18 protein-coding genes are annotated in these 22,269 nt (G+C 66.4%); 11 read left to right on the top strand and 7 right to left on the bottom strand.

Going from position 1 to position 22,269, the window contains the following annotated elements; translation table 11 throughout:
• Nucleotides 1-19: 19 nt before the first annotated feature.
• The gene (gene aspT, locus LDZ24_RS02630; RefSeq protein ID WP_248321405.1) at nt 20-1,702 is read right to left on the bottom strand and encodes an aspartate-alanine antiporter; all 1,683 of its coding nucleotides are present in this window, start codon (nt 1,700-1,702) and stop codon (nt 20-22) included.
• On the opposite strand from aspT, the gene LDZ24_RS27970 reads away from it, so the two are divergent.
• The 3 genes from LDZ24_RS27970 to LDZ24_RS02620 all read left to right on the top strand — a co-directional run bounded on the left by LDZ24_RS27970 (nt 1,701) and on the right by LDZ24_RS02620 (nt 4,300).
• Complete coding sequence (locus LDZ24_RS27970) at nt 1,701-1,826, top strand: hypothetical protein (protein WP_256465380.1); 126 nt, start codon at nt 1,701-1,703, stop codon at nt 1,824-1,826. The genes aspT and LDZ24_RS27970 overlap by 2 nt on opposite strands.
• Before the next feature lie 365 nt (nt 1,827-2,191).
• The gene (locus tag LDZ24_RS02625) at nt 2,192-3,199 is read left to right on the top strand and encodes a LysR family transcriptional regulator (protein ID WP_248321404.1); all 1,008 of its coding nucleotides are present in this window, start codon (nt 2,192-2,194) and stop codon (nt 3,197-3,199) included.
• Nucleotides 3,200-3,268: 69 nt separating this feature from the next.
• Nucleotides 3,269-4,300, top strand: coding sequence for a 2-hydroxyacid dehydrogenase (locus LDZ24_RS02620; protein ID WP_248321402.1), 1,032 nt, complete (start codon nt 3,269-3,271; stop codon nt 4,298-4,300).
• Between the two features lie 47 nt (nt 4,301-4,347).
• Here the strand turns inward: LDZ24_RS02620 and LDZ24_RS02615 are convergent, their stop codons facing one another.
• Nucleotides 4,348-4,845, bottom strand: a complete 498-nt coding sequence (locus tag LDZ24_RS02615) for a hypothetical protein (protein WP_248321400.1) — start codon at nt 4,843-4,845, stop codon at nt 4,348-4,350.
• Between the two features lie 218 nt (nt 4,846-5,063).
• Between LDZ24_RS02615 and LDZ24_RS02610 the strand changes: the two genes are divergently transcribed.
• The 5 genes from LDZ24_RS02610 to pdeM all read left to right on the top strand — a co-directional run bounded on the left by LDZ24_RS02610 (nt 5,064) and on the right by pdeM (nt 12,430).
• Entirely contained in the window at nt 5,064-6,113 is a 1,050-nt protein-coding gene (locus LDZ24_RS02610) for a ligase-associated DNA damage response exonuclease (protein ID WP_248321398.1), read from the top strand.
• Nucleotides 6,110-7,777: an ATP-dependent DNA ligase gene (locus tag LDZ24_RS02605; RefSeq protein WP_248321397.1), complete on the top strand. Its 1,668-nt coding sequence runs from the start codon at nt 6,110-6,112 to the stop codon at nt 7,775-7,777. The genes LDZ24_RS02610 and LDZ24_RS02605 overlap by 4 nt, the downstream gene beginning before the upstream one ends.
• Nucleotides 7,778-8,270: 493 nt before the next feature.
• A complete protein-coding gene (locus LDZ24_RS02600) occupies nt 8,271-10,985 on the top strand; it encodes a ligase-associated DNA damage response DEXH box helicase (protein ID WP_248321395.1) in 2,715 nt (904 codons plus the stop codon).
• Nucleotides 10,986-11,145: 160 nt separating this feature from the next.
• Nucleotides 11,146-11,748: a hypothetical protein gene (locus tag LDZ24_RS02595; RefSeq protein ID WP_248321393.1), complete on the top strand. Its 603-nt coding sequence runs from the start codon at nt 11,146-11,148 to the stop codon at nt 11,746-11,748.
• A 13-nt stretch (nt 11,749-11,761) separates the two neighbouring features.
• The gene (pdeM, locus tag LDZ24_RS02590; protein ID WP_248321392.1) at nt 11,762-12,430 is read left to right on the top strand and encodes a ligase-associated DNA damage response endonuclease PdeM; all 669 of its coding nucleotides are present in this window, start codon (nt 11,762-11,764) and stop codon (nt 12,428-12,430) included.
• A 10-nt stretch (nt 12,431-12,440) separates the two neighbouring features.
• Here pdeM and LDZ24_RS02585 read toward each other — a convergent pair whose 3' ends face one another.
• Nucleotides 12,441-12,881: a hypothetical protein gene (locus LDZ24_RS02585; protein WP_248321391.1), complete on the bottom strand. Its 441-nt coding sequence runs from the start codon at nt 12,879-12,881 to the stop codon at nt 12,441-12,443.
• Nucleotides 12,882-13,161: 280 nt separating this feature from the next.
• Here LDZ24_RS02585 and LDZ24_RS02580 point away from each other — a divergent pair, with 280 nt between their 5' ends.
• Together LDZ24_RS02580 and LDZ24_RS02575 are read left to right on the top strand one after the other, a co-directional pair.
• Nucleotides 13,162-14,334 (top strand): MFS transporter, encoded by a 1,173-nt coding sequence (locus tag LDZ24_RS02580; RefSeq protein WP_248321389.1) that lies wholly within the window; start codon nt 13,162-13,164, stop codon nt 14,332-14,334.
• Nucleotides 14,335-14,351: 17 nt separating this feature from the next.
• A complete protein-coding gene (locus tag LDZ24_RS02575) occupies nt 14,352-15,521 on the top strand; it encodes an MFS transporter (protein ID WP_248321388.1) in 1,170 nt (389 codons plus the stop codon).
• Between the two features lie 185 nt (nt 15,522-15,706).
• Here LDZ24_RS02575 and LDZ24_RS02570 read toward each other — a convergent pair whose 3' ends face one another.
• The 3 genes from LDZ24_RS02570 to hmgA are packed head-to-tail and all read right to left on the bottom strand — an operon-like array spanning nt 15,707 to nt 19,672.
• Nucleotides 15,707-17,044: an MFS transporter gene (locus LDZ24_RS02570; RefSeq protein ID WP_248321387.1), complete on the bottom strand. Its 1,338-nt coding sequence runs from the start codon at nt 17,042-17,044 to the stop codon at nt 15,707-15,709.
• Between the two features lie 10 nt (nt 17,045-17,054).
• A complete protein-coding gene (gene fahA / locus LDZ24_RS02565) occupies nt 17,055-18,347 on the bottom strand; it encodes a fumarylacetoacetase (RefSeq protein ID WP_248321385.1) in 1,293 nt (430 codons plus the stop codon).
• The gene (hmgA, locus tag LDZ24_RS02560; protein ID WP_248321384.1) at nt 18,344-19,672 is read right to left on the bottom strand and encodes a homogentisate 1,2-dioxygenase; all 1,329 of its coding nucleotides are present in this window, start codon (nt 19,670-19,672) and stop codon (nt 18,344-18,346) included. The genes fahA and hmgA overlap by 4 nt, the downstream gene beginning before the upstream one ends.
• A gap of 190 nt (nt 19,673-19,862) precedes the next feature.
• Between hmgA and LDZ24_RS02555 the strand changes: the two genes are divergently transcribed.
• Nucleotides 19,863-20,690, top strand: coding sequence for an EAL domain-containing protein (locus tag LDZ24_RS02555; protein ID WP_248321382.1), 828 nt, complete (start codon nt 19,863-19,865; stop codon nt 20,688-20,690).
• Nucleotides 20,691-20,705: 15 nt separating this feature from the next.
• Here the strand turns inward: LDZ24_RS02555 and LDZ24_RS02550 are convergent, their stop codons facing one another.
• Nucleotides 20,706-22,250 (bottom strand): FGGY-family carbohydrate kinase, encoded by a 1,545-nt coding sequence (locus LDZ24_RS02550; protein WP_248321381.1) that lies wholly within the window; start codon nt 22,248-22,250, stop codon nt 20,706-20,708.
• Nucleotides 22,251-22,269 lie beyond the last annotated feature (19 nt).

Here is a 22,269-nt window from a genome sequence, read left to right as displayed (position 1 = left end):
ACCCCCGATGTTCATCGTTCTAGCCGAGCCTGCTCACCAGTCCGACGACGAGCGGCCCGAGCAGCGGCAGCAGCACGTTCGAAATGGCGTAGGTGATGGTGTAGCCGATGACGGGCGTCGCGTTGCCGGTCACGCCGACAAGCGCGCTGATCGCCGGCGTGCTGCACTGCTGGCCCGCGATCGCGCCGAGCAGCATCGGCACGTCGAGCCTGAGCAGCACGCGCCCGACGACGAGCGACGCGAGCGCCGGCACGAGCGTGATGACGATGCCCGCCAACGGCAGCGCGATGCCGAATTCGCGGATCAGCCGCAGCGCGTCCGCGCCCGCCGACAGGCCGACCGCCGCGATGAACGTGCATAGCCCGAAGTCCTTCAGGATTTGCGCCGCCGCCGACGGCAGCGAGCCGATTACCGGATAGCGCGAGCGAATCCACCCGAACACGAGCCCCGCGAGCAGACAGCCGCCGCCCGTGCCGAGCGACAGGTCGATGCCGCCGATGTGCGCCGACAGCCGCCCGATGCCGATGCCGGCCAGCACGCCGAGCCCGAGGAACACGAAGTCCGTCTTCTGCGTCGCGCGAATGATGTAGCCGAGCTTCGCCGCGCCGCGCGTCACGTCTTCCTTGTTGCCGACGAGCGTGAGCACGTCGCCGCGCTGCACCTGCGTGCCGGGCAGCGCGGGCACCGTGCTGTCCAGACGCGTCACGGCCGCGACGAACACGCCGCGCCCATCCGCCGGATTCGCGCGGGCGCGCGCCTGCGCGAGCGTGAGCCCATGCAGCGCGCGGTTCGTCAGCATCACGTCGACTTTTTCGACGAAGTAATCGGAGCCGCCGCCGTTGAACACTTCCTCGCCGACCCACGGAATCGCTTCGACGAGCGCCTCGCGCCGCCCCGCGATCACGATGCGATCGCCCGCCTTCAGCGTCACCGAAGGCTGCCCCTTGATGACCGAGCGGTCGCGCACCACGCGCTGTACGCTGATGTTGTGGCCGAAGCGCTTCTCCAGTTCACCGATGCTGCTGCCGGCCGCGGCCGTCACCTTCAGCTCGCGCGCGGCGAGCGGCATGATGGCGGGCGTCTGCCCTTCCGCGAGCGCGCCGTCGCCGCCGAGCTTGCGCCAGACGCGCTCGGCTTCGTCGCGCAGATTCACGCGCAAGATGAGCGGCGCAAACTGGCTCGCGAAAAGCACGATCGTCACGAGCCCGAAGAGGTAGCTGACGCTGTACGCGGTGACGATATTTGCCTGAAGGCGCGCAATCTCGGCCGCGGGCAAGCCGAGCCGCGCGACCGCCTCGGACGCCGTGCCGATCACCGCCGATTCCGTCGCGCCGCCCGCGAGCAGACCGGCCGCCGTACCCGGATCGAGCTTGAGCATCGCCGCGATGCAGAGCACGAGCGCGACCACGACGATGACTTCGACAAGCGACAGCGCGCCGTACCGCCAGCCGCGCCCGATGTTCGCGAAAAACTGCGGACCGCCCGTAAAACCGAGCGCGAAAATGAACAGCGCGAAGGCAATGTTTTTCAGATCCGGCGATATGCGCGCGCCGCTCTGACCGAGAATCAGCGCGACGATCAGCGTGCCGCAGACACCGCCAAGCTGAATGGGACCGAACTTGAACGAGCCGATAAAAAAACCAATGGCCAGACTGGCGAAAAGCGCGATTTCCGGTTGTGTCGCAAGGAGGTGCCACAGCATGAATCGGTTCATCCTTTCAGCTTTTGAGCATAAGGCCGCGATTTTTGAAATAGCGGCCGCGCCCGAAAATATTCAGCGCGCCATTGTTAAAATCTTTGCTCGCTTTGCGCCCGATGAATTTTGATTAAGCAAACGATGAAGCAGTAGCGCAATAACCCGACTAATTAAGTACATCCGTATAAATACGCTTCTCTTATATCGTTTCCCCCCATGCGAAGCGGGGCAGCGACGCCATCCGCGAACGAGATTTAAAACGAACTACCACAGATGTCTATGCTGTCAGTATGGAATACCATAGCTAGCACAATCGCGACTAAAATCCTCTGGATCGGAAACTATTTCCTCGGCGCGACCGATTATTTATTCTGATATTGCAACTTCTTCATTCTGTCAATATTATGCAGTGGTGGTACATCGAAAAGTGGGCGTGAAACGGGGAGATTTATCAGCCCACGTCACCGTGGCACAACAGAGAGAGAGGGCGTTCAGATGAACCAAATTCATGCTATGCGCGTATTTGTCCGGGTTGCCGACACAGAAAGTTTTCGGCGCGCGGCACAGCAACTCGACGTTTCGAATGCGCTCGTTACTCGCGCAATTGCGATGCTTGAAGCGCATCTGAGGACACGCCTTATTAACCGCACGACTCGCAATCTGTCGTTGACTGAAGCCGGCACGCGTTATCTGGAGGGCTGCCGCGCATTACTCGAAGAACTCGATCATCTGGAATCCGCGGTGACGCATACGGAAGGCGAGCCGAGCGGCACGCTTCGCGTAGTCGCATCGAGCGCGCTTTCGCTTCTTACTTTGACGCCGCTCATCGACGGTTTTCGCAAGCTGTATCCGAAAGTCAACGTGCGCCTCACACTGGCCGAGCGTCACGTCGATCTTGTCGAGGACGGATACGACGTCGGTATCGTCGCGGCGTTCATGGTGTCGAGCACGGCGCTCGTGGAACGGCCCATCGGCGTGAGCGCGCTCATTCCGGTTGCCACGCCGGCTTTCGTGGCCGAGCACGGAATGCCCGCCTCGCCGGCCGATCTGCAAGGCATGCCGTTCGTCGCGCTGCCCAATGAGATCCGCAGTTCGTCGTGGCACTTCAGGCACCGCCACGGCTCATCGGAACAGGTGACGCTCTCGGCGGTCTATTCGGTCAACAGCGCGTTGATGGTGCGTCTCGCGACGCTGCGCGGCATGGGCTTTTCGATCCTGCCGGAAGGCATCGTGGCGGGCGACCTCAACGACGGCACGCTCGTGCGCCTCTTGCCGGATTATTCGGTGGACGACCCCGAGATGAAGCTGTCGATCGTCTATCCGGGGCGGCAGTATCTGCCGGCCAAGACGCGCTTCTTCATCGACTACGCGCTCGAAAGACTCACGAAGGAAGTCAACGCCGCCAATAACAAGCCCGACGAGATCTATCGACAGACGCCGGCCGCTTTTCAGACCGCCGGCGCAAACGTTGGCCTGACCTCCGGCAGCCCGACGACGCACTGACGCGCACCGCCGGCTCCGGGCATTCCGGGCCGGCGCGCGTTCCCTCGACCTGAACGCAGCCGGCCCGACATGACCACAACAAACACCCGCCCGAACCCGCACTGCCTCATTCTCTTCAGCGCGCGCCCGTATGACGCCGACACCTTCAGGCAGGCGAACGAAGCCTTCGGCATCGAACTCGACTTTCAGGAAGCGCACCTGGATGCGCAGACGGCCGTGCTCGCGCAGGGCTACACGGCCGTGTGCCCGTTCGTGAACGACAGCGTGGACGAAGCCGTGCTCGAAAAGCTGCACGCGGGCGGCACGCGATTGCTCGCGTTGCGCTCGGCGGGCTTCAATCACGTGGATCTGAACGCGGCGAAGCGCCTCGGCATCACGGTGACGCGCGTGCCCGCGTATTCGCCGCATGCGGTGGCCGAACACGCCGTGGGCATGATCCTCACGCTCAATCGCCGGCTGCATCGCGCGGTGGCCCGCACGCGCGAAGGCGACTTCTCGCTCACCGGCCTGCTCGGCTTCGATCTGCACGGCAAGACTGTCGGCGTGATCGGCACGGGCATCATCGGGCGTGTGTTCGGCAACATCATGGCGGGCTTCGGCATGCGGGTACTCGCGTACGATCCCGGCCCGCCCGCGCAAGACCTGCTCGCGCGCGGCGCGCGCTACGTGCCGCTCGACGAACTGCTCGCGAACTCGGATATCGTGTCGCTGCACTGCCCGCTTCTGCCTTCGACGTATCACCTGATCGACGAACGCGCGCTCGCCAGCATGAAGCGCGGCGCCATGCTCATCAACACCGGGCGCGGCGGGCTCGTGGAAAGCAACGCGCTCGTCGGCGCGCTCAAGAGCGGCCAGCTCGGGCATCTGGGCCTCGACGTGTACGAGGAAGAAGGCGGCCTCTTTTTCGAGGACCACTCGGACCGCCTGTTGCAGGACGACGTGCTCGCGCGGCTGCTCACGTTTCCGAACGTCATCATCACCGCGCATCAGGCGTTCTTCACGCGCGAGGCGCTCATCGAAATCGCGACGACGACGCTCGGCAACGTGAAAGCGTGGGCAGACGGCGCGCCGCGTAATGTCGTCGACGCGTCGCCTGCGTGACACATCGCTCAGGCATCGCTCGGACATCGCTCAACATCGCTCACGCATCAGACCTCGCCGTACTCCGCGACCGCATCGCCCGGCGCGGCGCACATCGCGCGCAAAAGATCGGCCTCGCGTTCGTGCACTTCCACCGGCATGCAAAGCGCGCCGGCGTGCGCCATGTAGCGCGCGCGATGCTGTCCGTTGCGAAACGCGACGACGCCCTCCCGATGCACGCCGATCAGCCCGAGCAAGCCTTCCGCGCGCCGCACGCTGATGGTCACGTACGGCATTTCGGGCACGCGCGGGTTGTCCGGGTCGAGGAATTCGCGGATGCCGCGCACCTTGCCCGCGTGCCAGTCGTCGACGGCCTTGAGCACGTAGTCGGTGTCGTCGCGGTCGGCGCATTGCAGAAGCCGTTTGACATCCACGAGCACGACCTGATGGCGCGAGCCGGGCTCGGCGAACACCCGCTTCAGACGCACGAAGTCATACTGCGGATGGCTCCTGAGCCTGACAATCCAGACCGCCTCTGCGGCAGTCGACGCAACCATCGTGTCCATATTCGGCTTCATTCCAAAACACCAGCGGAAGATCACGTGAGACAGGGCATTGCAACGAGCCTCGCGGCTCGAACCGGCTCCTTCGTTCTCGGACGAGAATAAGACGATGCTGAACAAACCTTTTACACCGTAGTCGCTCTTCATGAAAGCGCCATGACGGGCATGTCACGTGCTTTGTTGCCTGCACGACACTTCTCAGGAGCACGACCGAAAAGCCCGTGAACACATCCGCAGATCTCATCGTCGCGCGTCCCGAGGGCCTGTACTGTCCGCCGGGCAACTTCTATATCGATCCGTGGCGGCCCGTCGAGCGCGCGGTCATCACGCACGCCCATGCCGACCACGCGCGCTTCGGTCACGCGCGCTATCTCACTGCCGAAGCGGGACTCGGCGTGCTGCTCTCGCGGCTGCCGGGCATCGACGTGCAAGGGCTCGCTTACGGCGAGCGCATCGATGTAAACGGCGTGCGGGTGTCGCTTCATCCGGCGGGGCATGTGCTCGGCTCGGCGCAAGTGCGCGTGGAGCATGGCGGGCGCGTGTGGGTCGCGTCCGGCGATTACAAGGTCGAGCCCGATCCGACCTGCGCGCCGTTCGAGCCGGTCCGCTGCGATACGTTCATCACCGAATCGACGTTCGGCCTGCCGATCTACCGATGGGAACCGTCGCGCGCCGTGTTCGAAGGCATCGATTCATGGTGGCGGCACAACGCGGCAGAAGGCCGCGCGTCGGTGCTCTTCTGCTATTCGTTCGGCAAGGCGCAGCGGCTGCTCGCGGGCATCGACGCGGGCATCGGCCCGATCTTCTGTCACGGCGCGGTGGAGCCGCTCAATCGCGCGTACCGTGAATCGGGCGTCGCGCTGCCGGAGACGCGGCTCGTGAGCGAGATCGCCGCGCGCGACAAGGCGGCGTTCCAGGGCGCGCTGATCGTCGCGCCGCCGTCCGCGCAGGGCAGCACGTGGATGCGCCGCTTCGGCGATTACAGCGATGCCTTCGCCTCCGGCTGGATGCGCCTGCGCGGCACGCGGCGGCGCAAGGGCGTCGATCGCGGCTTCGTGCTGTCGGATCACGCGGACTGGCCCGGCCTGCAAACGGCCATCGGCGCGACGGGCGCAGAACGCGTGATCGTCACGCACGGCCAGATCGAGCCGATGGTGCGCTGGCTGTGCGAGCAAGGGCTCGACGCGGGCGCGTTCAAGACCGAGTACGGCGACGACGCCATCGAGGCCGACATGCCCACCGCAACCACGACGGAGACGCCGTCGCAATGAGACGCTTCGCGACGCTCTATGCCGCGCTCGACGCGACGACTTCGACCAACGAAAAGCTCGAGGCGCTGATCGCGTATTTCTCCGGCGCGGAACCGGAAGACGCGGCGTGGGCCTCGTACTTTCTCGCGGGCGGCAAGCCGCGCCAGTCGGTGCCGACGCGTCTTCTGATCGAATTCGCACGCGAGCGCGCGGGCTTGCCGGAGTGGCTCTTCGAGGAGTCGTATCAGGCGGTCGGCGATCTCGCGGAAACCATCGCGCATGTGCTGCCGCCGCCGCAGCGCGAATCGGAGCTGGGCCTCGCGCAATGGATCGAAGACCGCGTGCTGACGCTGCGCGGCGCGAATCCCGTCGAGCTGCGCGAGCGCATGCTCGGCTATTGGGACGAACTGAACTGGAGCGAGCGGTTCCTGCTGACCAAGCTGATCGGCGGCGGCTTTCGCGTGGGCGTGGCGCGGCAACTCGTCGTGCGCGCGCTCGCGCAGGTGGCGGGCGTGGATCACAAGCGCATTGCGCAACGCATGGTCGGCTGGACCGATTCGCGGCAGGCGCCGAGCGCCGCGCGCTATCTTCGGCTGATCGCGCCGGCGGCCGAGGGCGACGACATCGACACGCCGCATGAGAGCGACATCGGCCTGCCGTATCCGTTTTTTCTCGCGCATCCGTTGCAGGCCGATCCCGCGACGCTCGGCGCGCCCGCCGACTGGATCGCCGAATGGAAGTGGGACGGCATTCGCGCGCAACTCGTGAAGCGCAGCGGCCGCGTGTGGATCTGGTCGCGCGGCGAGGATCTGCTGACCGAGCGCTTTCCCGAACTCGCGTCGCTCGGCGCGGCGCTGCCGGACGGCACGGTGATCGACGGCGAAATTCTCGCGTGGGAGCCGGGCGCGACCATGCCGTTGCCGTTCGCGCGCCTTCAGCCGCGCATCACGCGCAAATCGCTGACGAAGAAAGTGCTCGCCGATTCCCCGGCCGCGCTGCTTGCCTACGATCTGCTCGAAGCCGACGGACGCGACCTGCGCACCGAACCGCTACACGCGCGCCGCGCGAAACTCGATGCGCTCGCGCATACGCTTTCGTCGACGCTCGCGGTCGATCTGCTGCGCGTGTCGCCCTTGGTCGATGCTTCGGACTGGGACGCGCTCGCCGCATTGCGCGACGAGAGCCGGGCGCGCGGTGTCGAAGGGCTGATGTTGAAGGAGCGCGCGTCGATGTACGGCGTCGGCCGCACGAAGGCGTCCGGAACGTGGTGGAAGTGGAAGATCGACCCGTATTCCGTCGATGCCGTGCTGCTCTATGCGCAGCCGGGCCACGGCCGGCGCGCGAGCCTCTACACGGATTTCACGTTCGCGGTCTGGGACGAAGCGGACGGCGTGCGCACGCTGGTGCCGTTCGCGAAGGCGTACTCGGGCCTGACCGACGAGGAGATGCGCCAGGTCGATGCCATCGTGCGCAAGACGACCGTCGAGAAGTTCGGCCCGGTGCGCAGCCTGACGCCGACGCTCGTCTTCGAGATCGGCTTCGAAGGCATTCAGGCGAGCCCGCGCCACAAGTCGGGCATCGCGGTGCGTTTTCCGCGCATGTTGCGCTGGCGGACGGATAAGAGCATCGACGATGCGGATACGCTCGACATGCTCAAAGGCTTTTTGAACGAGGCGATGGCATGAGCGGGCGCTGTTCACGCGACGAGGCGGGGAAGCGCGGAAGGTCGTCGCATGCGACGGGTTCGGGCGGCGGAGTTTGCGTTTGTCGTGAGTTTGGCGGTTGGGATTGCGTGCGCGCTTGTGGCGGTCTTCGAATTGGCGGCGGCTCTCGCATTCGTCGCGGCTCTCGAATTTGCGGTGGCTCTTGCGTTCCCGGCGGTTTTCGCATTCGCGACGGCTCTTGCGTTCGTGGCGGGCTTGGCGTTCGCGGCGTGTCTCGCATTCGCGATTGCGCTGGCGTTCGTAGGAAGCTTCGCGTTCGTGGCGGTCTTCGCATTCCCAACGGCTCTCGCGTTCCCGGCCGGTTTAGCATTTGCGGCAGCTCTTGCGTCCGCGACGGCTCTCGCGTTCCCGGCGGTTTTCGCGTTCGCGACGGCTTTCGCGTTCGCGATTGCTTTCGCGTTCCCGGCCACCGTCGCGTTTCCGATCGCTTCGAATACGCGAGCGAGGCGGCCGCATGAACCGCGACGATCAACTCTCAACCGAATATGGCGACGAGCAATCGCCCGAACCGGCGGCTCGCGCCAGACGCCGCGCCCCGCGTCCCCGCCGCGTGCCGCGCACGCAGGCCGCGCAAGCCAAGCTGGATGCCGCCGCCGAACTCTTCCGGCCCGCGCCGTTCGTCTACGACGCGATCGAAGCCGCCAAGCCGATGGACGAACGCATCGCGCGCTGGTTCGATGCGCGCGGCTGGCAGCCGTTTCCGTTTCAGCGCGAAGTCTGGCGCGAGGTCGAGCGTGGCGCGAGCGGCCTGCTGCATGCGACCACCGGCGCGGGCAAGACATGGGCGATCTGGCTCGGCGCGTTGACCGCCTTCGCCGGCCCGCCGAAGGGAAAGGCGAAGGCAAACCGCAAGCGCCGCTCGCTTACGCAGGCCGCAGACTCAACCGCCGACATCGCCGACATCGCAAAGACGCCGCTCCCCGCCCCGCTCACCGTGCTCTGGATCACGCCGATGCGCGCGCTCGCCGCCGACACCGCCCGCGCCCTGCAAACCGCGGTCAGCGCGCTCGCGGTGCCGTGGACCGTCGGGTTGCGCACGGGCGACACGTCGTCGACGGAACGCGCGCGGCAGAACCGCCGCATGCCGTCGGCGCTCGTCACGACGCCCGAAAGCCTCACGCTGATGCTCACGCGCGCGAACGCCCGCGAAGAACTCGCGCACGTGCGGCTCGTCGTGATCGACGAATGGCACGAGCTGCTCGGCAACAAGCGCGGCACGCAGACGCAACTGGCGCTCGCGCGCCTCGCGCACTGGCGGGCCGATCTGCAAATCTGGGGCTTGTCCGCGACGCTCGGCAATCTCGCGCTCGCCCACGACGCGCTGCTGCATCCGGTGAAGACGCCGCGCGTCGTCGTGCAGGGCGCGCAGCCGAAGACGCTCGTCGTGGATACGCTGATTCCCGAGACCATCGAACGCTTTCCGTGGGGCGGGCATCTCGGCGTGCGGCAGGTCGGGCCGGTCGCCGACGAAATCGAGCATGCGCAAAGCTCGCTCGTTTTTACCAACACGCGGTCGCAGTCGGAGATCTGGTATCGCGCGCTGCTCGATCTGCGGCCGGACTGGGCGGGACTCATCGCGCTGCATCACGGCTCGCTCGACAAGGAAGTCCGCGACTGGGTCGAACTCGGGCTCAAGAACGGGCAACTGAAGGCGGTCGTCTGCACGTCGAGCCTCGATCTCGGCGTCGATTTTCTGCCGGTGGATCGCGTGTTCCAGATCGGCTCGCCCAAAGGCGTCGCGCGGCTGATGCAGCGCGCCGGTCGCTCCGGCCACGCGCCGGGCCGCGTGTCGCGCGTGACGATCGTGCCGACGCATGCGCTCGAACTGGTCGAAGCGGCGGCGGCGCGCTGGGCGATCGGCGAGCATCGCATCGAAGGACGCGACATGCCGTTGAAGCCGCTCGACGTGCTCGTGCAGCATCTGGTCACGGTGGCGATCGGCGGCGGCTTCAAGGCGGCCGATATGTTCGACGAAGTGCGCACCGCGTACGCGTATCGCGATTTGACGCAAGCCGAATTCGACTGGGCACTGGCTTTCGTGGAGCGCGGCGGCGCTTCTCTCGCGGCGTATCCGGACTATCACCGCGTCGTGCTAGGCGATGACGGCGTGTATCGCGTGCCGCGCGAAGACCTCGTGCGACGGCATCGGAACAATGTCGGCACCATCGTCGCAAACGCCACGATCAACGTCGCATATATGACGGGCGGACGCATCGGCGCGATGGAGGAATCGTTCATCTCGCGCCTGAAGCCCGGCGACGTATTCACGTTCGGCGGACGCGCGCTGGAACTCGTGCGCGTGCGCGACATGACCGCTTACGTGAAGCGCGCGACGTCCTCGCGCGGCGCCATGCCGCAGTGGGCAGGCAGCAAGATGCCGCTGTCGTCCGAACTGGCGGAAGCCGCGCTCGTGATGCTCGCCCGCGCCAACGACGGCATCTACGACGAGCCCGAGATGCAGGCCGTCAAGCCGCTGCTCGACCTGCAGGCGAAGTGGTCCGCGCTGCCGGGACCGGGCGTGCTGGTCGTGGAGACGGTGCGATCGCGCGAGGGGCATCACTTCTTCTGCTATCCGTTCGCGGGGCGCATGGCGCATATCGGGCTGGGTTCGCTGATCGGCTGGCGCGTGGCGCGCGATCAGCCGAGCACGTTCTCCATCTCGATGAACGATTACGGCTTCGAGTTGCTGTCGGCGCGTCCGTTCGACTGGGAAACGCTGATCGCGGAAGGACTCTTCTCGCCCGACAATCTGGAGCACGACATTCTCGCGAGCCTGAACGCATCGGAACTCTCGGCGCGGCGCTTTCGCGAAATCGCGCGGGTGTCGGGGCTCATCTATCAGGGCCATCCGGGGCAGCAGAAAAGCGCGCGGCAATTGCAGGCGTCGAGCGGCCTCTTCTATGAAGTCTTCCGCAAGCACGACAGCGGCAATCTGCTGCTCACGCAAGCCGATCAGGAAGTGATGCTCCAGGAGCTGGAATTGAGCCGCCTGCGCCACGCGCTCGTGCGGATGAGCGAGAGCCGCCTTGCGCTCACGCATCCGAAAAAGCCGACGCCGTTCGCGTTCCCGCTGATCGTCGGGCGGCTGCGGGAGAAGGTGAGCACGGAGAAGCTCGCGGATCGCGTCGAGCGGATGTTGGCGGAGTTGGAGAAGGCGGCGCAAGCCTGAAGCATCGCGCGGACGGTCTTTGACCCGGCCGCTGCGAGACATTTCGAACTCCTTCGAATGACGTGCGACGGCATCGGCCTTTACGCTGTCGCGCTGGCCGCTTCGGCCGTCCGCCGGCATTCGAGCCGCGGCTTCTCAGTCGAACCACGCTTCGTCCAACATGAAAAGAACAATACGTACGCTCGCTCTCGCGCTCACCGCTTTAGCCACCGCCGCCTGCGCCAGCGATCCGCGCCTGCTGGATCAGCACGCGCTCTATGAATCCGCCAAGCTGCCCGCGACGAAGGTGCTCATCGTCGTGGATAGCAAAGCCGTCAGCGATCCGACGCTGACCGACGAGATCCACGCTTACACGCAGTCCATGAGCGAGGCCGTGCAGGAAGCGCTCATGCCCATGCGTACCCAGCTGCTCGACGTCACCGCGACGACGGACAGCCGTCCTTCGGCGAAAACGCTCGTCGATATGCGCCCGAGCCATGTGATCCGCATCGCGCCATCGGCGAGTTCGTCGGTGAATGGGATGCCGGTCCGCTACACTTGGGTGCTCGAAGTCGCCGATGTGTCGATCAGGCGATTCGCGGCCATCGACGGAAAGCCGTCCGGCACGAGCATCAAGACGATCCCGATCTACGAAATGCGCGCCGAAGGCGACGCGTGCTTTCTGACCGCGCGCCGGGCGCAGGAATGCGGCGCGGCAATGGGCAAGCTGCTCGGCGAGACGCTGCGCGCCGCGCCCGAGTCGCCGTTCAGTTCCGGCTCTTGAATCTACGAGGACAATGGCAGTAGAAGCCCTGACCATCGATCTAAACGGCCACGCGCTCGTGCTCTCCGCCGAGCGAGCCGCATTCGATCCGCTCGAAAAGAGCCTCTTCATCGCCGATGCGCATTTCGGCAAAGACGCCGTGTTTCGCGCGCGCGGCATTCCGGTGCCGGCGGGCGCCACGGCCGACAACCTGACGCGGCTCGATGCGCTTATCGCGACGCATCGCCCGGAGTCGATCGTGTTTCTCGGCGACCTGCTGCACGCACGCGAATCCCACGCCGATGAAACCCTCGCCGCGCTCGATGCGTGGCGCGCGACGCATCGCGCGTTGCGGCTGGTGCTCGTCGAGGGCAATCACGACCGTCATGCGGGCCAATTGCCGTCGCGCTTCGGCGTGGAACTGGTGCAGGAGCCGTATCGGCTCGGACCATGGGCGCTGTGCCATCACCCGCAGAACGTGGACGACGGCTACGCGCTCGCCGGTCACGAGCATCCGGTGTATCGGCTCGCGACACGGGTCGACAGCGTGCGGCTGCCGTGCTTTCGGTTCGGCCGGCGCGCGGGCGTGCTGCCGGCGTTCGGCGCGTTCACCGGCGGCTTTGAAGTCAACGACGCCGTGCGCCGCGCGAACGAAGCCGTGTACGTGGTCGCAGGCGAGCGCGTGTTCGGCGTGCGGACCTGACCGCGTACGCTCAGTGATACGTCTTCGTCGAAGATTGCAGCTTCGTGAGCGCCCCGCGCTCCAGCTTGTACCAGCCCGCCGTGGTCTGCATGACGACTTCGTCGCCTTGCCAGAACACGCGCTGCACCGTCATGCGCTTGCCCGCGCGCTGAACCAGCGGCGGATTGCGGCGGAAGTCGTAAAGCACCGGGCCGGTGTCCGTCTGCATCAAGGCGCGGGTGATGGAACCGTTGCTGCCCGTTTCGTCGAAATGCGCGAGACGGCGGGCGTCGAAGCGGTCGAACGCCTGGGTGCCGAGCATCGCCGCGAAACCGGACTCATCGCGCAGGAAGTAGACGGTGCCCGCTTGCGTCGCGACGGGGCCGGCGGCATCGCTTTGGGCGTGGACGTGCGTGGCAAGCAGGACCGCGCAGGCGATGGCCGCGCGCAGGCAGGTTTTCAAAGGCAACATATCTCTTCAGTCAGTGCTGTGTTTTTCCAACACCCGCGCCGCGCAACGACTCGCGCATGCCGGGCAAGAATGCAGAATGTGGGCCGCGCCGCTGACCCGAATCATGCAGAATCCTGCGCCGCGCGGGCCAATCCATAAAAGGAACCGCTCATGATCCGGCATTGTCGGCGCGGCGCAATCTCAGGGTTTCTACCAGCACCAAAAATCACCTTTCGGTAGAATTCGAGCCTTCCTTGCGTCGCCATGCAGGCCGGCGCGCCCATTTTCCCCGCCTTTTGCCATGCCCTTGCCTCTCCTCGCTCTTGCAATTGCCGCGTTCGGCATCGGCACGACCGAATTCGTCATCATGGGTTTGTTGCCCAACGTCGCGCGCGATCTCGCCGTGTCGATTCCCGCCGCCGGCATGCTCGTCTCGGGCTATGCGCTCGGCGTGACCATCGGCGCGCCGATTCTCGCCATCGTCACCGCGAAGATGCCGCGCAAGAAGGCGCTGATGGGCCTGATCGGCGTGTTCATCGTCGGCAATCTGCTGTGCGCGCTCGCGCCGAACTACTGGGTGCTGATGGGCGCGCGCATCGTCACGGCGTTCTGCCACGGCGCGTTCTTCGGCATCGGCTCGGTGGTCGCCGCCGATCTCGTCGCGCCGAACCGTCGCGCGCAAGCCATCGCGCTGATGTTCACGGGCCTCACGCTCGCCAACGTGCTCGGCGTGCCGCTCGGCACCGCGCTCGGTCAGGCGGCCGGCTGGCGCGCGACGTTCTGGGTCGTGACGCTCATCGGCATCGCGGCGGCGGGCGCGCTGGCAGTGTGCCTGCCCAAGCACATCGAGATGCGCGAAACCAGCATCCTGCGCGAATTCAAGGTGCTCAGGAACCCGCAAGTGCTGATGGTGCTCGGCATCAGCGTGCTGGCTTCGGCGAGCCTCTTTTCGGTGTTCACGTATATCACGCCGATCCTCGAAGACGTGACGGGCGTTTCGCCGCACGCGGTCACGTACGTGCTGCTGCTCTTCGGTCTCGGGCTGACGGTCGGCAGCACGCTCGGCGGCAAGCTCGCGGACTGGAAGCTCCTGCGCTCGCTGCTGTCGTTCCTGCTGTCGATCGTGGTGATCCTGACGGTCTTCGCCGCGACGATGCACGAATCGATCTCCGCGATGATCACCATCTTCCTGTGGGGCGTGCTCGCGTTCGCCATCGTGCCGCCGCTGCAAATCCTGATCGTCAACCGCGCGAGCGATGCGCCGAATCTCGCCTCGACGCTCAATCAGGGCGCCTTCAACCTCGGCAACGCGACGGGCGCGTGGCTGGGCGGCTGCGCGATCAGCGCCGGCGCGCCGCTGACCTCGCTGCCGTGGGTCGGCGTCGCGATGGCGTGCGGCGCGTTCGGGCTGACGCTGCTCTCCGCGACACTCGACAAGCGCGCGCGCCGTCTCGCCATCGGGCAGGCTGCCTGAGTCTCGCTGCGCGGTCGATGAGAGGCGTCCTCTCGCGCGACTTCTTCGCGCTGATTTCGAGCGTCGCGGTGGTGGGCCTGGGCCTCGGCGCGACGCTGCCGCTCACCGCGCTCGCGCTGACGCAGGCGGGCTACGGGTCGGACGTCGTCGGCATCATGACGGCGATGCAGGCCGGCGGCGGACTCGTCGTCGCGCCGTTCGCGAGCCGCATCGCGTCGCGATACGGCGCACGCGGCACGATCATGGGCGCGGTCGTCGTCGCGGCGCTCGCGACCATCGCGATGCAGTTTTCCATCGACCTGTGGCTTTGGGCCGCGCTGCGTTTCGCGTGCGGCGCGGCGCTGATGCTGCTCTTCACCATCGGCGAGGCGTGGGTCGCCGCGCTCGCGGACGATTCCACGCGCGGCCGCGTCGTCGCCCTTTACGCGACGAATTTCACGCTGTTCCAGATGGCCGGGCCGGTGCTCGTGAGCGTGGCGGGCGGCTGGCAGTCGACGCGCTTCGCCATCTGCGGCGCGATCTTCCTGCTCGCGTTGCCCGCGCTCGCGACGATCCGCGTGTCGCCGCAGGGCCTAGGTGCCGACGGCATGGAGCACGCCGGACACAGCGACTGGCGGCGGGTGCTGCCGCGCATGCCGGCGCTCGTGATCGGCACGGGCTTCTTCGCGCTCTTCGACACGCTCGCGCTTTCGCTCTTGCCGCTCTTCGCGATATCGCACGGCGTGAGCGCGAATACCGGCGTGCTGTTCGCCTCCGCGATCCTGCTCGGCGACACGACCATGCAGTTCCCGATCGGCTGGCTCGCGGATCGCTTCGGGCGCGCGAAGGTGCACATGGGCGCGGGCGTCGTGGTCGTCGCGCTGCTGCCGGCGCTGCCGTGGGCCGTCGCCTATCCGTGGCTCTGCTGGCCGCTGCTGTTCACGATCGGCGCGGCGGCGGGCAGCGTCTACACGCTGTCGATCGTCGCGTGCGGCGAGCGCTTTCGGGGCGCGGCGCTCATATCGGCGACGGCGATCGTCGGCGCTTCGTGGAGCGTCGCGAGTTTCGGCGGGCCGATCGTCGCGGGCACGCTGATGCGGCGCGCGGGCGCAAACGCGCTGATCGCGGTGCTGTTCGCCGCGGCGCTCGCGTTCGTGGCGGCGGCCGCGTGGGAAGGACGCAGACGCCGCGCGTCGGTTGACGCTTAGACCCTGGCTGCTTGACCGCCCAAGCTACCGTCCCTGCGCACGACCGCGAACAGCACGACCAGCAGCGCCGAACAGAACACCGGCACGGCCGCCGCGTGATTCAGCGCGGCCGCTCGCGTTCGTCGCCCCGGCGGCGTGGGAACAACGCGAGACGGCTCCCGTCGGTTGATGCTTGTCACGCGGGTTTAGACCGCCGTCACCACGCTACCCCGTTCCCTGCGCACCACCGCAAGCAGCACGACCAGCAGCGCCGAACAGAACACCGGCACGGCCGCCGCGTGAAACAGCTCGACGTTGCTCCATCCGAGCGCGATCATCTGCCCGCCGACGAGCGGCCCGATCACCGATCCCACGCGCCCGATGCCCAGACTCCAGCCGATGCCGGTGGAACGCAGCGTCGTCGGATAGTAATGGCCGGCGAGCGCGTTGACGGCAGGCTGGCCGCCGACGATGCAAAAGCCCGCGGCGAACACGGCCACGAAGAGCCACATTTGGACGTGCGCGACGCCGCCGATCACCCCGACGCAAAGGGCGCCGACGCAGAAACACCCGAGCAGCACGCGCACGAAGCCGAAGCGCTCGATGAACCAGCCGAGCAGCAAGGTCCCGAGCACGCCGCCCGTCTGCAACAGCGTGCCGACGAGCACCGCCATGCCGGGCGAATAGCCCGCATCGCGCATGACGGTCGGCAGCCAGTTCGAGAGGAAGTACAGGTCGATCAGATTCATGAAGCTGATCGACCACAAGATCAGCGTGACAGGCGCACGGCCCGAGCGGAAAAGCTCGGCCACCGGCGCGCCCTCGCCGCCTTTTTCCCGGACGATGAGGCGCGTCGTCGAGTCGATGCGCAGCGACGGATCGAACTTCGCGAGCCACGCGCGCGCCCGGGCTTCATGCCCCTTCAGCACGAGAAACTGCAGCGATTCGGGCAGCCCGACGAACATGGCGAGCGCGAGCACGAGCGGCACCGCGCCGCCGACCCAGAAGACCGAGCGCCAGCCGAGCGACGGAATCAGCGCCGCGCTCAGGAAACCGCCGAGCGCCGCGCCGAGCGTGAAGCCGCAGGAGACCAGCATCATGCGCTTGACGCGGTGCTGAGTACTGGAGAATTCGCCGACCAGCGCCATCGCGTTGGGCATGATGCAGCCGAGGCCGAGGCCGGTCACGAAACGCAGCGCGGTCAGCACCGGCAGGCTGTGCGTGAAGGCGGTCGCGATCATCGTGAGTCCGAAGAAAAGCGTCGCGCCGATCAGCACCGGCCTGCGCCCGATGCGGTCGGCCAGCACGGACAAGCCGAGCGCGCCGAGCAGCATGCCGAAGAGGCTCGCGCTGAACACCGGCCCGAGCGCGGACTTCGGCACGCCCCATTCGGCGATGACGGCCGGCGCGACGTAGCCCATCGCCTGCGCGTCGAAGCCGTCGATCACGAGGCACAGCCCGCACAGCGCGAGCAGCATGAAGTGAAACGCGGGCCGGTGCGCATCGCCGAGCGCGCGCTCGACGTCGATTGTCGTCTTTGTCATGTTCTATGCCTCACATCAAGGAACGCGCCGGGAGGATGCGCCCCACGCACTCGCCGAAGCCCACGCGATAACCCTCGCCCTGACACCAGCCGCGCAGCGTGATCTCGTCGCCGTCCTGAAGGAACGCGCGCTCGCCGCCTTCTTCGAGCCGCACGGGCCGCTGGCCATTCCATGTCGCTTCGAGCAGGCTGCCGCACGAGTCGGGCGTCGGCCCGCTGATCGTGCCCGAGCCCACCAGGTCGCCCACGCGCGTGTTGCAGCCCGATACCGTGTGATGCGCCAACTGCTGCGCCATCGACCAGTACATCAGCCTGAAGTTGGTGCGCGAGATGGTCGTCGCGGTGGCCGCGCCTTCGGGCCGCAGGTCAACGGACAGCGCGATATCGAAAGCGTGATCGCCCGCATGTTGCAAATACGCGAGTGGCTCTGGCTCCTGCGCGGGCGTCGCGGTGCGGAACGGTTCGAGGGCATCGAGCGTGACGATCCACGGCGAGATGGTCGTCGCGAAGGTCTTCGAGTTGAACGGGCCGAGCGGCACGTATTCCCATTGCTGGATGTCGCGTGCGCTCCAGTCGTTGAGCAGCACCATGCCGAAGATATGCGCTTCGGCTTCTTCGCACGGGATCGGTTCGCCGAGCGCATTGCCTTGCCCGACGATAAAGCCCGTCTCCAGCTCGATATCCAGCTTGCGGCATGCGCCGAAAATCGGGCGCGGCTCGTCGGGCAGCTTCAACTGGCCGTTGGGCCGGCGCACCGGCGTGCCGCTCACCACGACCGACGACGCGCGTCCGTTATAGGCAATCGGCATCTCGGACCAGTTCGGCAGGAGCGCGTTCTTCGGATCGCGGAACATGGAACCGACGTTCGTCGCGTGCTCCTTCGACGAATAGAAGTCCGCATAGCCGGGAATCTCGACCGGCAGATGCATCGTCGCGGTCTCGCGCGGCACGAGCGCGCGGCGGCGCAGCGCGGCATCGTCGCGCAGCGTCGGCGTATCGCGTGCGAGCAACGCGGAGAGCGCGACACGCACCGCGCGCCACGACTCGCGTCCCAGCGCGATGAACGCGTTCAGGCGCGGCTCGCTGAATGTGCCGTGCGCGTCGATCAGCCGCGCGTCTTCCAGCGCCGCCAGGTCCACGATCCAGTCGCCGATCGCGACGCCCGCGCGCGGCCGCTCGTTCACCGCGTCGCTGAAGACGCCGAACGGCAGGTTCTGAATCGGAAAGTCGCTCCTGGGATCGTTCGCGGATTCGATCCAGCTTTTGAGCGTCGGGGCGAGCGTCGCCTTTAGCGCATCGTTCATCGTTGCTCCGGGTTGAAATGTTTCGTGAGGCCCTGCCAGCACTCGTAGTAATGCGCCTGCAGCTGCGCGGTTTCGAGCGCGAACTGCGTGGGCTTGATGAGCGTGCGCGTTTCGAACATGAAGGCCATCGTGTCGCCGACTTTCGAGGGCCTCGACGTATCGCTCGCGGATGCCTTCTCGAACGTATCCGCGTCCGGTCCGTGTCCGGACATGCAGTTGTGTAGGCTCGCGCCGCCGGGCACGAAGCCTTCCGCCTTCGCGTCGTACACGCCGTGCACGAGGCCCATGAACTCGCTCGCGACATTGCGGTGAAACCACGGCGGCCGGAACGTGTCCTCGGCGGCGAGCCAGCGCGGCGGAAAGATCACGAAGTCGATGGAATCGACGCCCGGCGTGTCGCTCGGCGATTGCAGCACGAGAAAGATGGACGGATCGGGATGATCGAAGCTGATCGAGCCGATGGTGTTGAAGTGCCGCAGATCGTACTTGTAGGGCGCATAGTTGCCGTGCCACGCGACCACATCCAGCGGCGAATGGCCGATATCCGCGCGCCACAGCACGCCGTTCAGCTTCGCAACGAGTTCGAAGTCGCCCTCGCGGTCCTCGTAGGCGGCGTGCGGCGTGAGAAAGTCGCGCGGGTTCGCGAGCCCGTTCGAGCCGATCGGCCCGAGATCCGGCAGTTGCAGCAACGCGCCGAAGTTCTCGCAGATGTAGCCGCGCGCCTCGCCGTCGGGCAGCGTCACGGCAAAGCGCACGCCGCGCGGAATCACCGCGATCTCGAACGGCGCGATATCGAGGCGGCCGAGTTCCGTCGCAATCGAAAGCCGTCCCTGCTGCGGCACGATCAGCAGTTCGCCGTCCGCGTTGTAGAAGAAGCGGTCGCGCATCGGGCGGTTGGCCGCGTACAGATGAATCGCGCAGCCGGTCATCGACTCGGCCGCGCCGTTGCCGGCCATCGTCACCCAGCCGTCGATGAAATCCGTCGGCGCGTCGGGCATCGGCAGCGGGTCCCAGCGCAATTGATTTGGCGGCGTCGGCGGAACGTCGGCGAAATTGGCAACCAGCCGCGCGTTGTCCCTCACCCGCGTGAACGGCTTGTGAACCGCCGCCGGCCGGATGCGATACAGCCACGAGCGCCGGTTGTGCGCGCGCGGCGCGGTGAACGCGGTGCCGGAAAGCTGCTCGGCGTAGAGGCCGTACGCCGCGCGCTGCGGCGAGTTACGGCCGATAGGCAGCGCGCCGGGCAGCGCTTCCGTGGCGAAGTCGTTCGCGAAGCCGGACTGATAGTGCCGGCTCGCGTCGGTGTGCGTGTCGAACGGGGGCATCGACGGATCTCCTCGACAAGGTTTTACGAATGTTAAACCGATTACGTTTAGTGAAATAGCTCGTATACCCTGATTCGATGCGACCCGGCGGCATATCAATATGTCAGTTCGGTGCAAGCGGCCATCGCGCGCGCTGATACCATCCGAATAATCACAAGCGTCCGGTCGGCCCGCACCCGAACCCACATCCATGATCTCCCCGTCCCTGCCGGAACTCGTCGCCCGCGCCGCCGAACATCCGTTTCTCGGCGCGCATATCGTGCTGGACGGCGACGGACAGGCGCGGCAGGCCATCGCGCGCTACGGCGAACTGACGGTGGCGAGCGCGTACGAACCGATCTTCGATGTCGGCACGCACAGCTTTCCGCAAACGCTGTCCGCATCGGCCGAAAGCGCGCAACGCTTCGGCGACGAACTCGGCTTGCAGGCGCTGACGTTGATTCAGGGCGACATGCCGCGCGATCCGTTCGCGCACCTCGAAGACGACAACGAGCTCGTCACGCTGGACCGTCTATCGCGCGCGCTGCATGCGTTCAATTTCTTCGGTCCGCAGCGGCCGGGCTTGCTGTTCCTGCGCGTGCACGAGCGGCTTCTCAAAAGCGTGAAGTACGACCACGGCTTGGTTTTCTCGTCGGTGCTGCGCAAGTTCGGCATGAACCCGGCGCGCGTGGTGATCGAGCTGCCCGCGGCGGCGGTCGCGCACAAGACGTTTCTCGGCTATCTGACCAAGAGCTATCAGCGCTACGGATTCAAGGTGGCGGGCAATCTGCCCAATGCCGGGCAGATCATGGCGGTATCGGAGATGGCGCGGCTCGATTTCATCAAGATGGATGCGGGGGCCGCATTGCGCGATTCGGTCGTGAAGCATCTCGTCGCGTATGCGCACCGGCTGAAGATTCCGCTCATCTTCTCGAACGTGTCCGACGAAGCGCAGTTCGACGCGCTTCAACAGTTCGATGTCCACTTCGTGCAGGGACCGGTGTTCGACGCGCATCCGACGCAGATGCGCGAGCCGTGAACGTGAAGGCCGGCGTCAGGCGTCGCGCAGCCGATGCATCGCGTCCTTGAGCGCGGGATAAAGGTCGAGGTACACGCCGAACCGCGCGTCGTACACGCGTTGTCGCGCGGCATCGGGCTTCGCGCGCTCGACGAGCGTGACCCAGCCGCCCTCCGCCGTCTCGCGCGAAATCAGCCCCGCGCCGAGCGCCGCGAGCAGCGCAGCGCCCATCGCGGCTTCCACTTCCTGTTCGATCGACAAGACCGGAAAGCCCGTCACGTCCGCGATGATCTGCATCCATAGATCCGAATGCGCCGCGCCGCCGACGACGATCAGCCGGTCATCCAGCGATTGCGCGCCGCGCCGCCCCGCTTCCATGTTGTGCCTGAGCGCGAACGCGACGCCTTCCAGCACCGCGCGATACAGCGTGGCGCGCGTATGAAAGAGATTCAGGCCGACGAACGTGCCGCTCGCGTGCGCGTCCCACACGGGGCTGCGCTCGCCCATCAGATACGGCAGGAACACGACGCCGTCCGCGCCCGCCGCCACGTTCGCTGCCGCATCCTCCAGCAGCCGATGCGGGTCGCCGTGCGGCGTCGCTTTCGCGGCTTCGATTTCCGCCTGACAGAACTGGTCGCGATACCACGCGACGCACGCGCCCGCCGTACTCGCGCCGCCGAACACATAGAGATCGCGCTTGCCGTTGTAGACGTGCGGCATGGAAACGAGGCCGTGCCGCGCATCGACGCTCTGGTTGACGTAGCCCCAGCACATGCTCGTGCCGATCATCGCGACGTGGTGGCCCGCTTGCGTGACGCCCGCGGCGAACGTGGCGACGGCCGCATCGACGCCGCCCGCGACGACCGGCGTGTTCGCGGCGAGCCCGAGCTTGTCGGCCCATTGCGGCAGAAGCCCGCCGACCACCTCCGACGATTCTACGAGACGCTCGGGCATCATCGAAACGGGAATGCCGAGCATCCCCAGTGCTTCATGTGACCACGCGCGCGCGTTGACGTCGTACACGCCGCCGAGATTGCCCGCCGAGCTGTGATCGACGGCAAGCTCGCCCGTGAGCCGCTGAATCACGAAGGCGTTGGGCGGCAGCAAATAGCGCGTCTTCTGCCAGACATCCGGCTTGTGCTCGCGCAGCCACAGCATCTTCGTGAAGCCGTAGTAGCTGTCCACGCCGTTGCCGGTGATCGCTTCGAGGCGCGGCACGTCCACCTTTTCGCGCACCCAGTTCACTTCGGCGGTGGCGCGGCGATCCATCCAGATCAGGCACGGATGAAGCGCCTCCATATGCTCGTCCACCGGAATGCCCGAGCCGCCGTAGAGGCTGCTCACGCACAGCGCCTTGATCTGCCGCGCGTCGATGCCCTGCGCCTTCGTCTTCTCGACGCATCCGGCGATGCACTCGGTCACCGCATCGAACCAGACGGACGGCCACTGCTCGGCCCAGAGCGGCTTGGGCGTATCCGGATGATAGGCGCTCGAATGCTGCGCGACGATCGCGCCTTCCGTATCCACGACGAGCGCCTTCGTGCTCTGCGTGCCGATGTCGATGCCGATCACATAGTCCATGTCCGTGTCTCGCGTTATG

This window comes from Caballeronia sp. Sq4a (assembly GCF_023170545.1).
Classification (GTDB): domain Bacteria; phylum Pseudomonadota; class Gammaproteobacteria; order Burkholderiales; family Burkholderiaceae; genus Caballeronia.
The sequence above is the reverse complement of the archived record's forward strand: the minus strand, read 5'-3'. Positions and strand labels throughout refer to the sequence as shown.

Excerpts from the sequence above, each read along its gene's own strand:
- LDZ24_RS02555 (WP_248321382.1), top strand. The coding sequence starts at position 19,863 with ATGATCTCCCCGTCCCTGCCGGAACTCGTCGCCCGCGCCGCCGAACAT.
- LDZ24_RS02570 (WP_248321387.1), bottom strand. The coding sequence starts at position 17,044 with ATGACAAAGACGACAATCGACGTCGAGCGCGCGCTCGGCGATGCGCAC.
- LDZ24_RS02585 (WP_248321391.1), bottom strand. The coding sequence starts at position 12,881 with ATGTTGCCTTTGAAAACCTGCCTGCGCGCGGCCATCGCCTGCGCGGTC.
- fahA (WP_248321385.1), bottom strand. The coding sequence starts at position 18,347 with ATGAACGATGCGCTAAAGGCGACGCTCGCCCCGACGCTCAAAAGCTGG.
- LDZ24_RS02550 (WP_248321381.1), bottom strand. The coding sequence starts at position 22,250 with ATGGACTATGTGATCGGCATCGACATCGGCACGCAGAGCACGAAGGCG.
- LDZ24_RS02620 (WP_248321402.1), top strand. The coding sequence starts at position 3,269 with ATGACCACAACAAACACCCGCCCGAACCCGCACTGCCTCATTCTCTTC.
- aspT (WP_248321405.1), bottom strand. The coding sequence starts at position 1,702 with ATGCTGTGGCACCTCCTTGCGACACAACCGGAAATCGCGCTTTTCGCC.
- LDZ24_RS02615 (WP_248321400.1), bottom strand. The coding sequence starts at position 4,845 with ATGGACACGATGGTTGCGTCGACTGCCGCAGAGGCGGTCTGGATTGTC.
- LDZ24_RS02595 (WP_248321393.1), top strand. The coding sequence starts at position 11,146 with ATGAAAAGAACAATACGTACGCTCGCTCTCGCGCTCACCGCTTTAGCC.
- LDZ24_RS27970 (WP_256465380.1), top strand. The coding sequence starts at position 1,701 with ATGAATCGGTTCATCCTTTCAGCTTTTGAGCATAAGGCCGCGATTTTT.
- pdeM (WP_248321392.1), top strand. The coding sequence starts at position 11,762 with ATGGCAGTAGAAGCCCTGACCATCGATCTAAACGGCCACGCGCTCGTG.
- LDZ24_RS02600 (WP_248321395.1), top strand. The coding sequence starts at position 8,271 with ATGAACCGCGACGATCAACTCTCAACCGAATATGGCGACGAGCAATCG.
- LDZ24_RS02605 (WP_248321397.1), top strand. The coding sequence starts at position 6,110 with ATGAGACGCTTCGCGACGCTCTATGCCGCGCTCGACGCGACGACTTCG.
- hmgA (WP_248321384.1), bottom strand. The coding sequence starts at position 19,672 with ATGCCCCCGTTCGACACGCACACCGACGCGAGCCGGCACTATCAGTCC.
- LDZ24_RS02625 (WP_248321404.1), top strand. The coding sequence starts at position 2,192 with ATGAACCAAATTCATGCTATGCGCGTATTTGTCCGGGTTGCCGACACA.
- LDZ24_RS02575 (WP_248321388.1), top strand. The coding sequence starts at position 14,352 with ATGAGAGGCGTCCTCTCGCGCGACTTCTTCGCGCTGATTTCGAGCGTC.
- LDZ24_RS02580 (WP_248321389.1), top strand. The coding sequence starts at position 13,162 with ATGCCCTTGCCTCTCCTCGCTCTTGCAATTGCCGCGTTCGGCATCGGC.